This window comes from Saliphagus sp. GCM10025317 (genome assembly GCF_042663665.1).
Lineage (GTDB): Archaea > Halobacteriota > Halobacteria > Halobacteriales > Natrialbaceae > Natronosalvus.
The window spans coordinates 130,096-141,980 of sequence record NZ_JBHTAQ010000005.1 but is presented as its reverse complement, the minus strand read 5'-3'; the positions used below and the strand labels follow the sequence as shown (position 1 = coordinate 141,980).

The 11,885-nt window shown below is 65.8% G+C and carries 10 protein-coding genes and 1 tRNA gene; 5 read left to right on the top strand and 6 right to left on the bottom strand.

Translation table 11 applies throughout. The features are described 5' to 3' along the window. Positions 1-166: 166 nt before the first annotated feature. A complete protein-coding gene (locus ACFQS4_RS02850) occupies positions 167-613 on the top strand; it encodes a DUF2391 domain-containing protein (protein WP_497902201.1) in 447 nt (148 codons plus the stop codon). A gap of 57 nt (positions 614-670) precedes the next feature. Beyond that, entirely contained in the window at positions 671-2,791 is a 2,121-nt protein-coding gene (gene ligA, locus ACFQS4_RS02845; RefSeq protein ID WP_497902200.1) for an NAD-dependent DNA ligase LigA, read from the top strand. A 74-nt stretch (positions 2,792-2,865) separates the two neighbouring features. On the opposite strand, the gene ACFQS4_RS02840 is transcribed toward ligA, so the two are convergent. Next, entirely contained in the window at positions 2,866-3,735 is an 870-nt protein-coding gene (locus ACFQS4_RS02840) for an ABC transporter permease subunit (RefSeq protein ID WP_497902199.1), read from the bottom strand. Continuing rightward, positions 3,732-4,655, bottom strand: coding sequence for an ABC transporter ATP-binding protein (locus tag ACFQS4_RS02835; protein ID WP_497902198.1), 924 nt, complete (start codon positions 4,653-4,655; stop codon positions 3,732-3,734). Before ACFQS4_RS02835 ends, ACFQS4_RS02840 begins: the two co-directional genes overlap by 4 nt. 129 nt (positions 4,656-4,784) lie before the next feature. Between ACFQS4_RS02835 and ACFQS4_RS02830 the strand changes: the two genes are divergently transcribed. Both ACFQS4_RS02830 and ACFQS4_RS02825 read left to right on the top strand, forming a co-directional pair. Then, entirely contained in the window at positions 4,785-5,444 is a 660-nt protein-coding gene (locus tag ACFQS4_RS02830) for an AAA family ATPase (protein WP_497902197.1), read from the top strand. Between the two features lies 1 nt (position 5,445). Beyond that, on the top strand, positions 5,446-5,862 hold the full coding sequence (locus ACFQS4_RS02825; protein ID WP_497902196.1) for an RNA-binding domain-containing protein: 417 nt from the start codon (positions 5,446-5,448) through the stop codon (positions 5,860-5,862). 106 nt (positions 5,863-5,968) lie between these two features. Here the strand turns inward: ACFQS4_RS02825 and ACFQS4_RS02820 are convergent, their stop codons facing one another. The 4 genes from ACFQS4_RS02820 to ACFQS4_RS02805 form a co-directional block, all read right to left on the bottom strand. Continuing rightward, a complete protein-coding gene (locus ACFQS4_RS02820; RefSeq protein WP_497902195.1) occupies positions 5,969-7,027 on the bottom strand; it encodes a hypothetical protein in 1,059 nt (352 codons plus the stop codon). Between the two features lie 127 nt (positions 7,028-7,154). Continuing rightward, positions 7,155-7,817, bottom strand: a complete 663-nt coding sequence (locus tag ACFQS4_RS02815) for an HAD family hydrolase (RefSeq protein WP_497902194.1) — start codon at positions 7,815-7,817, stop codon at positions 7,155-7,157. A gap of 79 nt (positions 7,818-7,896) precedes the next feature. Next, the gene (locus tag ACFQS4_RS02810) at positions 7,897-9,291 is read right to left on the bottom strand and encodes an oxidoreductase (RefSeq protein ID WP_497902193.1); all 1,395 of its coding nucleotides are present in this window, start codon (positions 9,289-9,291) and stop codon (positions 7,897-7,899) included. A gap of 81 nt (positions 9,292-9,372) precedes the next feature. Beyond that, a tRNA-OTHER gene (locus ACFQS4_RS02805) sits at positions 9,373-9,460 on the bottom strand. A 246-nt stretch (positions 9,461-9,706) separates the two neighbouring features. Here ACFQS4_RS02805 and ACFQS4_RS02800 point away from each other — a divergent pair. Continuing rightward, positions 9,707-11,611 (top strand): helicase C-terminal domain-containing protein, encoded by a 1,905-nt coding sequence (locus ACFQS4_RS02800; RefSeq protein ID WP_497902192.1) that lies wholly within the window; start codon positions 9,707-9,709, stop codon positions 11,609-11,611. Positions 11,612-11,885: the final 274 nt, after the last annotated feature.

Sequence of the window (11,885 nt, the reverse complement as noted above, 5' to 3'; positions counted from 1 at the left end):
GCGCTCGAGTTCGGTATCACTCTCCACCCGGCTGACAGCGGTACACTCCCACCGAGCCGGTCGAAACGGCTAACCGGTGGATGGTCGCGCTGAAACGGCCGACCCTCGACAACCGTAGCCGTCTCGAGACCGGACGATACTTGACGAATCGTCTGTTATTTCGGGTATGCAACTTCGCCGTCCTCGTCGGCCGCCCCAGTTTCGGGTAGCCGACTCCGCCCAGCAACTCGTCGGCGGGTTCCTGCTGGCGGGGCCGTTCGTCGTCACCGAGGAGGTGTGGGTCCTCGCGTCGAATATGCACCTCGGGCAAGCGCTCGCGACGGTCGGTCTCGTCTTCGCGATCGGGTACGCGGCGCTGTACGCTGCAGATTCGAGTCGCGATCCCGACCTGGAGAAGGAAGTCGGCGGCATCCCGCTGCGATTCATCTCCCTCATGCTCGTCTCGTTCGGGTCGGTCACCATCCTGGCGTTGCTCTTCGACGCTCCCGATACGTTTATCGAGGACGCCGAAACCACGACCCAGGTTGCAGCAATTACGGCGAAGGCGATCAGCGTCGGCTCGATCTTCAGCGTCGTCGGAGCGGCGACGGCCGACAGCGTCTTTGCGAAGTGACTGGGTCCGTGATCCACAAACCTACGTTTTAATCGGATCGGGACGAACGCTCGAGTAATGTCCACACCGACGACGGAGAATCCCTACCTTCGGGATCCGCCGGTCGAGTTCGATCCGGTCCGGGACCTCGAGTTCGAGGCGGCCGAAGAACAGGTCGAGCGCCTACGCGAGGCCATCCGCGAACACGACCGTCGGTACTACGCCGAGAACGACCCAATCATCGCCGACCGGACCTACGACGCGCTGTTCGCTCGTTTGCAGGAACTCGAGGACGAATTTGACCTCGCTCATCCCGACAGCCCAACCCGAGCGGTGGGGGACGAACCGCTCGACGCGTTCGAGACGGTCGAACACGTCGCACCGATGCTCTCGATCGACGCCAGCGGCGAGGCCGACGACGTCCGGGAGTTCGACGAGCGCGTGCGCCGGGAGCTTCGTGACGCGGGCTACGACGGCGACAGTGACAGTGGAGACGGCGAGGGTGAGGTCGCCTACGTCTGTGAACCCAAGTTCGACGGCGTCTCCATGGAATTCGTCTACGAGGACGGCTCGCTCGAGCGGGCGGTCACCCGCGGCGACGGCCGCGAGGGAGACGACGTGACGCGAAACGCCCGAACAATCGGCTCCGTCCCCCAGCGACTCCACGACGATCCGCCGGAATCCTTCGCCGTCCGCGGGGAAGTGTACATGCCCAAAGACGCCTTCCAGGCGCACAACCGCGAGCGCATCGAGCGTGGCGAAAATCCCTTTGCCAATCCCCGGAACGCGACTGCGGGGACGATTCGCCAGCTCGATCCCGCCGTCGTCGCCGAGCGCCCCCTCGAGGTGTTCTACTTCGACGTGCTCGCAGCGAGTGACCTCGCGGAGAGCCACCGCGAGGAACTCGAGGATTTTCCCCGATACGGCCTCCGGACTAACGACCGCGTCGAAATCGTGTCAGATATCGAAGCGGCCATCGACTACCGCGACCGCCTGCTCGAGGCCCGCGACGACCTTCCCTACGAGATCGACGGCGTCGTGATCAAGGTCGACGACCGCGAGGCCCGCGAGGAACTCGGCCAGACGGCCCGCCACGACCGGTGGGCCTACGCCTACAAGTTCCCCGCCCGCGCGGAGGTGACGCCCATCGTCGACGTCGCCGTCCAGGTCGGGCGCACGGGCCGGGTCACGCCGGTTGCACTGCTCGAGCCAGTCGACGTCGGCGGCGTCACGGTCTCGCGGGCGAGCCTGCACAACCCCGAGGAGATCGCCGCGAAGAACGTCAACGTCGGCGACACCGTCCGGGTCCAGCGCGCCGGCGACGTCATCCCCTACGTCGAGGAGGTCGTCGAGAAGGGGAGCGACGGGCACTACGAACTGCCCGACACGTGTCCCGTCTGCGGGAGCGCGATCGAACGCGACGGCCCGCTGGCGTTCTGTACGGGCGGCCTGGCCTGCGACGCCCAGCGTCGGCGCTCGATCGAGTACTACGCGAGCGACGACGGCCTGGACCTCGAGGGCCTCGGCGAGAAGACGGTCCGACAGCTGGTCGATGCGGGATTGCTCGAGAGCGTTGCGGACCTCTACAAGCTACCGCAAAAGCGAGACGCACTCCACGACCTCGAGGGCTGGGGTGAGACGAGCGTCGAGAACCTGGTGGCCGAAATCGAGGCGAGCCGTGAGCCTCCGCTGGCGGAGTTCCTCTCGGCACTCGGCATCCCCCACGTGGGGCCGACGACCGCCCGCGAGCTGGCCCGCGAGTTCGGCTCCTTCGAGGCCTTCCGAGAGATGGCCGAGGACGACCCCGCGAAACTCGAGGGCGTCGACGACGTGGGCGAAACCGTCGCCGAGACGATCCACGAGTTCTTCGCGAGCGAGGCGAACGCAGCCGTCGTCGATGCCGTGCTCGAGCACGTCTCCCCGCAAGAAGGCGATCTCGAAGACGGTGGTGACGAACTCGCAGGCCTGACGTTCGTCTTCACGGGGAGTCTCGAGGGGATGACCCGCGGGGACGCCCAGAAACTCGTCGAAGCCCACGGCGCGAACGCGACGGGGAGCGTCTCCGGCAACACCGATTACCTCGTCATCGGCGAGAATCCGGGGGCGACGAAGCTCGAAGACGCCGAGGAGGAGGACGTAGAGGTACTCGAGGAGGACGCGTTTCGGGCAGTGCTCGAGGAGCGGGGTATCAAAGTCTGATTCGGTCGGAGGCTCGCGGCGAAGATTCGAGAGGGGAGAAAGGCAAAGACGGTAGACGAATGCCGAGTGACGCGCTACAGGTCGATCCGCTCGAATCGGGCGTACCCAATCGCGAGCGGGACCGCGATCCAGAGTGCGAGGATCACGAACGCGAACCAGTGCTGGAGGTAGAACGGCTGGGAGACGGATGCAACTGCCTCCGGGTTCTGAGGGAAGGCTTGATTCAAACCGACGAACGACGTGTTCGGAATATCGTGCTGGATCGAGAGGAGCGCCATCAGCGAGTCCAGGAAGACGACGAACAGGTCGAAGCGCTGGATGAACAGCAGGAGATCGCCCGAGAACAACTCGAGTCGGCCGTTGACGTACCCGAACAGGCCCTGCCAGAAGTACAGCAGGAAGAAGGCGCCGACGCCGCCGATGGTGGCGCGGGTCTCGGTGCTGGTAAACGCCGACACGCTGAGGCCGATAGCGACGAAGACGACGCCGAAGCAGATCGTCACGAACACGAGGGCGACGTACTCGAAGAACGGCAACTCGCCGGTCTGGGCGAACATGATGATCGCCGCGGGAACGAACCCGGCGAGGATTGCGGCGGTCAGCAGCCCAGCACGGCCGATGAACTTGCCGATGACGACTTCCTGGCGGGTGTGGGGCAGCGAGAGGAGGATGCGGATGCTCCCGAGTTCTCGTTCGCGGACGATAGATTTGATACTCACAACGAGCCCGGTCAGTGGTACGAGGAAGACGATGGCGAGAATCACGGAGAGACCGAGCAACCCAAACAGCGCGATACCCGAGTCACCCGACTGTCCCTCGAACCCACGAGTGGCGACGTAGGTGAACCCGCCCATCGAGAGCAAGAACAGCGCCATCAGCGCCCAGAGTAACCGCGAACGGATCCCGTCCCGGAAGTCCTTCCGGACGATGGCGGTGACGCTCATGCCGTCACCTCCGTATACCGCTGGAAGACGTCCTCGAGCGACGCCTCCGCCGTCGAAAAGTCCTCGACGACGATACCGGCGTCCTCGAGCGCGCCGAGCACCGCCGTCTTCGAGCCCGTCGTCTCGACGGCGACGACCGCCCCGGCCGAACCGGATTCGAGAACCTCGGCGCGTTCGACCCCCTCGAGCGCGCGGACGGCCTCGAGCGCGGGTTCGGTCATCCGGTCCGTCTCGATGCGCAACTGGCTGGCCGTCGAGACGGAATCTCGCAGTCCCTCGACGCTGTCGACGGCGACCATCTCGCCGTTCCGGATAATCCCGACGCGGTCACAGACCGCCTCGACCTGCTCTAAGATGTGACTCGAGAAGAAGATGGTCGTCCCGCGGTCGTTCTCCTCGCGAATGAGCTGGCGCATCTCCCGGGCGCCGTTGGGGTCGAGACCGGTGGAGGGCTCGTCGAGGATCAGCATGTCCGGGTCGCCGACGAGAGCCATCGCGAACAGGAGCCGCTGGGACATCCCCTTCGAGTAGCCGCCGGCCTTGCGGTCGCCTTCCTCCGGCGAGAGACCGACGTGCTCGAACAGCAGGTCCGGCTCCTCGGTCGCGTCCTTGGACTCGATGGCGAACTCGAGGTGCTGGCGACCGGTGAGGCGGTCGTAGGTCGTGAACCCCTCGGGGAGGACGCCGAGGCGCTGTCTGATCGCCTTGCTCTCCGACTGGGCGTCCATGCCGAGCACGGAGACGGTACCGTCGGTCGGGCGAATGAAGTCGAGGAGGAGGTTGATCGTCGTCGACTTTCCGGCCCCGTTCGGACCCAGGAAGCCGAAGATTTCGCCGTCTTCGACGGTCAGAGAGAGGTCGTTCAGGGCGGTGACGTCACCGAATCGCTTCGTGACGTTCGTGACCTCGATTGCGTTCATACGGCCCGCTACTAAATGCAGGGATAAATACCCACCGATAGTATAGGAATGCCAACACGACTCGTCGTGGAGTCCGCCGCGACTCGCGAGACATAGCCCTTATGCACACGTCGCCTGTACACGCATCCAATGTACGTTATCGGAACCGTCGGACTCCCGGGAAGCGGCAAGGGCGAGGCCGCGACGGTCGCCCGCGAGCGAGGAATCCCGGTCGTCACGATGGGCGACGTGGTTCGACAGGAAACCGCCGACAGGGGACTCGACCCCAGCAAGGACCACGGGACAGTCGCCCAGGCGCTGCGGGAGGAAAACGGCCCTGCCGCCATCGCCGAACGGTCGCTCCCGATGCTCGAGGACCGCCTCGAAAACCACGAGGGCGTCCTCGTCGACGGCATTCGATCCGGCACCGAGGTCGACGTCTTCGAGGAACGCTTCGGCGAGGACTTCACGGTCGTGAGCATCGAGGCCCCGTTCGACCTCCGGCGAGAACGCGTCGTCGACCGCGGGCGAGACGCCGACGAGGACCACGGCGGCGAGGGGCTCGAGGCCCGCGACGAGCGCGAACGCGGCTTCGGGATGGACGACGCGATGGCACGTGCGGACGTCGTCGTCGAGAACACCAACAGTCTCGAGGCGTTTCGGTCGCAGATTAGCGAGGTGCTCGAGGCGGCGGCCGAGGGTGCCGACGTCGAATCTGGCGAAGAGTCCCAGGACGCCGACGATGTCGAAAGTATCGAAGAGTCTGAAGATACCAAAGATAGCGAACCGACCCTCGAATCCGAACCCTGACATGACCACGCTCTACCGCGTCGACGTCGAGATCACTGCCCCCGTCAACGACACGGAGGTAACGAGCCGGGTCGAAGACGCCATCAGAAACCTGTTCCCGAACGCCGAGCCCGAAGAACGGTTCGGCGAAGTGACGGCGACGGTCCACTCCATGGAGCACTTCTCGGAACAACTACACCGCCAGGAGATTCTGGATACGGCCCGGGGCGAGTTCTTCTCGAGCCGCGAGGGCGACACGTTTCACTTCGCGCTGAAGAAGCAGGCAGCGTTCGAGGGCCGCGTGAACTTCTCGGTCGGCGAACCCGACGAACTCGGCGAAATCGCCGTTCGCGTCCGCGTCGAGGAACCGTCGCTCGAGGACTACGTCGATCACGTCGCCCCGCGAACCGAGGACGGGCGGCCGGTCGACTCGTCGTAGTCGGTTCCGATAATCGCGAATCGTCGTTCGTTCCGGCGTCCACGACTCGCCGTAGTTCGTTCTGACGTTCGCAAGTCGTCGTAGTCGGTCTCGGCGTTCGCTCTCCTTACGTCCCACACGCTTCCGCCAGCTCGAGTTGTTCTTCCGCGTCGGCCTCTCGCTCTTCGGCCGTGCGCCGGTCCCCGTCGTCGGCCGCCTTCGCCGCCTCGGTGAACGCGACTGCCGCCTGCTCGAGGTGGTCGACCTGGCACAGCGCCGTCTCGAAGTACGCCACCAGCCCCTCGGGAGCGTCCGCGTGGCCGTCCTCGAGCGACGCTTCGGTATCCGCGTAAATCGTCGCCGCGTCGTCGAACGCCGTACACGCCTCGTCGAACGCTTCTTCGTCGGCCAGGTTGCCGCCTTCCTCGAGCGCTTCGTGGCCGTCGACGAGGGACACGAGCGACGTCGAGAGGACGACCAGGGAGTCGACGACCGACGCGAGCGTCCGGACGCCGTCCTCGACGGCCGCGAGGTCCGTGATTGCGAGATCGGCGAGTCGGTCGGCATCGAGGGATTCGACGCCCTCGAGTGCAGGTTGGAGAGTCTCCTGTGCGGGGGCGAAGGTGTCGACGAGCGACTCGGCGACCGACCGGGCCGTCACGAGGTCCTCGTCGACGATGGCGTCGTTGACCTGGGCGACCTCGTCCTCGAGGCCGTCGTCGGTGACGACGGCCGTCACCTCGATGGCGGGGCCGAGGACGGCCGCGTAGGCATTCAGTTCTTCGATGTCGGCGCGTTGTGCCTCGGTCGGGTCGGCGTCTTCGGCCGCCTCGAGCGACTCGAGGGCTTCGTCGAGAAACGCCTGGGGCTCCTCGGAGTCGTAGTCGGTCGATTCGGGGTCCTCGAGGGAATCACGGGATTCTCGAAGCGAGGCGCCGGCGCGGTTCAGTCGCCCGGCAGCCAGTCGAATCTCGCGGTCAGCTTCGTCGCGGCCGGCGCTGCCGTCGGTCGTGGAGTCGTCGGTGCTGCCGGTGCCGTCGTCGCCGTCGTCCGTCGCCCCGTCGCCGTTCCCGGCCGTCCGATCGGCGTCGCTCCTGGATGTCGCCTGGAGGTCGTCGAGACAGCCGGCCAGACCGCCCACGGCAAGGCCGGCGGTGAGTGTCCCGAGATAGCGACGTCTGTTCATGTATTCGTTAGTGACGCTCACGACGTTTGAACGTACTGGCCGCAGAGGGTGTCGTTACCAGGGGGCACAGAGAGTGTCAGTACCAGAGGTCATAACGGGTCGCGTCAACGGAACACAGCAGGTCGCGTCAACGAGGAGCACCCTGAACCCGCTCGAGGACCGCATCGCGCAACTCGAGTGGGCTATCGACGACCGCGTCGGCAGGCGAGTAATCGACGTCGTCGTGAGCCTCGATTTCGTAGGCGATGCAGGTCGTCCCCGCACGGGCTGCCGCACGGATCCCGTGCTCGGAGTCCTCGAGGACGACGCACTCCTCGGGTTCGATGCCGAGTTCGGCCGCAGCGTACTCGAAGACGTCCGGTTCCGGCTTGCCCGGCCCGTCGATTTCTTCGGCGCTGACGACCGCGTCGAACCGATCCGCGAGGTCGAATCGCTCGAGGACGATGTCGATCCAGTCGTGAGGGGACGAGGAGACGATCGCTCGCGGGACGTCCCGTTCCTCGAGTTCGTCGAGCAGGTCGTGAGTACCCTCGAGGAGGGCCACGCGGTCGCGGTAGAGGGTTTCGGCGGCGGTTTCGAACAGGTCCAGGAACTCCTCGCGGGAGACCGCAGTCTCGTACTCCGCATCGAGGTAGTCGTAGATCTCGCGGTAGTTCATCCCGGTGATTTCGGCGACAGCGACGTCCTGGTCGGGGACGACCTGCGGGAGAAGTTCTTCGCGCTCGAGGGTGACCCAGTAGTCCTCGGAGTCGACGAGGACCCCGTCCATGTCGAAGAGTACGGCGCGCATGTGACCCGACGATTTCGGGCGATGGCGCATAGGCGTTCGGCTGGCAGCCGGGGGCCGGGGCCGGCGCGGAGATGGCAGGTCACTCCTGGCCGTCGTAGACGCCCTCTCGCTCGAGTTCGCCCCGCTTTCCGAGCACTGACGGCGTGCGACAGATTCCGGGGGCGCCCGTCACCTGCGGGACCGTACAGTTGTTGCAGTTCTCACAGAGGACGCGCATCTCCGGGGCAGGTTCGCGGTCAGTTATGCCCGGGGACGAAGACCGAGACTCGAGCAACCGCGCCCCGAGACGCGGTTCGGCGTAGAAGGGACGGGCCATGCCGACCATGTTGCAGGCGGGTGCCGCGTTCCTGACGGACCCGTCGTCGGTTTCGCCAGTCGCACCCAGTAACCGATCCATCTGGCCTCGCTCTCGGATTCCCCCTTCGGCCAGCACCGGAATGGAGACTCGATCGCAGACGCGACGACAGAAGTCCTCGTTCCAGGCCGGCTCGAAGTCGTAGACCAGCGACTCGAGTCGATTACCAAGCGCGACGAGTCGCCGCCGCCACGGACCGCCGAAGGCCTCGTCGTACCCCTCGCGAAGCGCCTCGTTCTCCCAGGCCCGTTTCGGATACCGCCCGCGGACGATGCTCATGTCCCAGGCCACGGAGGTCTGGACCGGCACGACGCCGTCGTACCCGATCCGTTCGAGCCGTCGCGCGATCTCGACGCCGTCCTGGAGGGAGAGCTTCCTGCGGACGACCGGCCAGGATGGGGCCGGCGTCTCGGCGGGCACCTTGGTGATCAGCGGGACGTCACCAGCCCGGTCGCGGATCTCGTCGTGGACGACCTCCAGGAAGGCGAGTCGGTTCTCGGGCGTCCCCCCAAATTCGTCGTCACGGCGGTTGTAAAACGGCGAGAGGAACTGCTGGACGATGCCCATGTTCGCCCCCGAGAGGTGGATGCCGTCGTAGCCGGCGTCGACGCAGTACGCCGCCGAACGGCCGAAGTCGGCGGCCAGTTCGTACACCTCCTCGGTCGTCAGGACGTGCGGATCGTAGGCCAGAAAGCCCGCCCGGTCGAGCGCGCGTAGCGGTGCCGGGAGGGGGGAGACGGCGAGTTGCTCGAGGTCCGGGTGCTCGCGCCGATAGCCGGCGTGCCAGGTCTCCATGCTCCGAAGGCCCCCGTGCTCGAGCTGGACGAAGATCCGGCTCCCGTGGTCGTGGATCCGGTTGGTGAGCCGTGAGAGACGGGACACGAAGTCGGGGTCGTGGACGCGGGTCATCCCTGGAGCCGCACAGCCGCCCTCGCCACGGACGATGGTCGCCCCCTGGCAGAGCAATCCGACGCCCGACTCGGCGGCCGGCTCGAGGTCTTCGATCAGCGTCTCGACGGCGTCGGGTCCGTTCCCCGCGCACTCGAGGACCGGTGCTCGGTAGAGGCGGTTCGGAATCTCGACGCCGCCGATTTCGAGCGGATCCTCGAGGCGTGCCATGTTTTTCGTTCGGGGGCGTGGACAAAGAGCGTGGCGACGGTCTCGAGTGCTTGCTATAGAAAGTATAGTAATATTCAGGAGCGGAAGGGGTGGGATTCGAACGCCACGAGGCCAGACGGCCGCCGCGGGTCAGAGACGCCGCGGTGCTCTTCCGCTGAGCGACCCTTCCGTACACCGTTCGACGACAGTGGTCCGAATTGTAATCGGGAACCTAACTCCGTCGTAAGCCGAACGTTCCCGTACGCCTCGAGGAGTCTTCACCGCCGTCTCGAGACCACCCCGGTCACTGCCATCGCTTCGAGCCCATACCAGTCGCTGCCGTCGCTTCGAGCACCCCAATCGCTGCCGACATCCATCGTTCAGGACGCGCGAGACTCCGCAGCCTTTAGGACCACGCCCCCCGGTGACTCGAGTGGTGAATCCCGACCGGATCTTCGAGGCGTTCCCCGCGCCGAGCTACCGGGGCAACCAGGAGCAGGCCCTCCGCGACATCCGCGACGCCTTCGAGGCGGGCAACGACGTCGTTCTCGTCCGCGCGCCGACGGGCAGTGGCAAGTCCCTGCTGGCTCGTGCGGTCGCCGGCTGTGCCCGTACGGTCGACGAGGCTGATCCAGTGGAGGCGACCGGCGCCTACTACACGACCCCGCAGGTCTCCCAGCTCGACGACGTGGCCGGCGACGACTTGCTCCAGGACCTGAACATCATCCGCGGGAAGTCGAACTACACCTGCCTCCTCCCCGGCGAACTCGACACGCCGGTCAACCAGGCCCCCTGCGTCCGCGAGCGGGGCTACGACTGCTCGGTCCAGCACCGCTGTCCGTACTTTTCCGACCGAGCCATCGCCTCCAACCGCTCCATCGCGGCGATGACGCTCGCGTACTTCATGCAGACCGCGGGCAGCGAGGTGTTCCGCAAGCGCGACGTCGTCGTGATCGACGAGGCCCACGGCCTCTCCGAGTGGGCCGAGATGTACGCGACGATCCAGCTCGGCCCCCGGACCGTCCCGTTCTGGGACGACCTTCGGGTGCCCCAGGTCGACTCCGTGGAAGCGGCAGCCCGCTACGCCGAGGCACTCGGCCGGCGGTGTACCAGCCGCAAGGACGAGTTGCTCGGCCAGGAATCCCTCTCACCCGGCGAAGTGCGAGAGCGGGACCGCCTCCAGGAACTCATCGGCGAACTCGACTTCTTCGTCGAGGACTACCGCGACCCGCAGAGTCCGACGACGTGGCTGGTCGATCAGGCTGATGACGGAGGGTCGAACCGCGACGGAGGGGCGGACTCGAGCGACGGGGACGAAACCGAGAACCCGAACGGCGGCCCTCTCACCATCAAACCGATGGACCCCGAGCGCTACCTCCGGTACACCGTCTGGGACCGGGGCAACAAGTTCGCACTCCTCTCGGCCACGATCCTCAACAAGGACGCCTTCTGTCGCCACGTCGGTCTCGAGCCCTCCCGCGTCGCCCTCGTCGACGTCGGCCACACCTTCCCCGTCGAGAACCGGCCGCTCTACGACGTCACTCAGGGGAAGATGACCTACGAACACCGCGAGGAGACCCTGCCGAAGATCGCCCGTACCATCGTCCGCATCATGCAGGCCCACCCCGACGAGAAGGGGCTGATCCACGCCCACTCCTACGCGATCCAGGAGCAACTCGAGTCGCTCCTCACCGATTTCGGCGTCGGCGACCGCGTTCGAGCCCACTCCAGGGACGACCGGGACGCCGACCTCGAGTCCTGGAAGGCCTCCTCGGAACCGGACGTCTTCCTCTCGGTGAAGATGGAGGAAGCGCTCGACCTGAAGGGCGACCTCTGTCGCTGGCAGGTGCTCTGCAAGGCACCGTTCCTCAACACGAGCGACTCGCGAGTGGCTCACCGTCTCGAGGAAGGGCAGTGGGCGTGGTACTACCGGGCGGCGCTCAGGACCGTGATCCAGGCCTGCGGCCGGGTGATCCGCGCCCCTGACGACCATGGAGCAACCTACGTCGCGGACTCGAGCCTGCTCGACCTGTTCGAACGCGCCCGGACGGACATGCCTGACTGGTTCGAAGAACAGGTCGATCGCCTCTCGGTGCCGGAATTGCCCGAGTTCGAGCCGCGGGCGGCGCTCGAGGCGACGGATGGGGGCGGGCGCGGCGGGTACTCGAGAACGTCCTCGCACAGTATGTCGAGTTCAGAGTCGAAAGAGGGGGCAGGCTCAGGCGGGAGCGCGAACGAGAGCGATGCTCGAGGCAGTTCCCGTTCCGGATCGCGGTCACGACGCGGCCGACGCTCCTCGAAGCGAAGCCCGCTCGCGGACGTCTGGGACACCGACGGCTAAGTTAGAAGATAAACGTCGCGCCCCAGGCGACCATCGACGAGATCATCAACAGGGCGAACAGCGCCGCGATGATCTGGTTCAGGTTCATAACGGGATGGTTCGAACCCAAGTCGTATCAAGTTCACGACCGAGTACACTTCCGTAACGAAACGTGACGACGGCAACTACGCATCGTTCGAGAAACGATTAGGTGTTCCTCCTCGACAATCGCGGTCGATGGTGGAGAGAGACCCCTTCGAGCATCTGCACGAGCATCAAACAAGCTTACGTCACC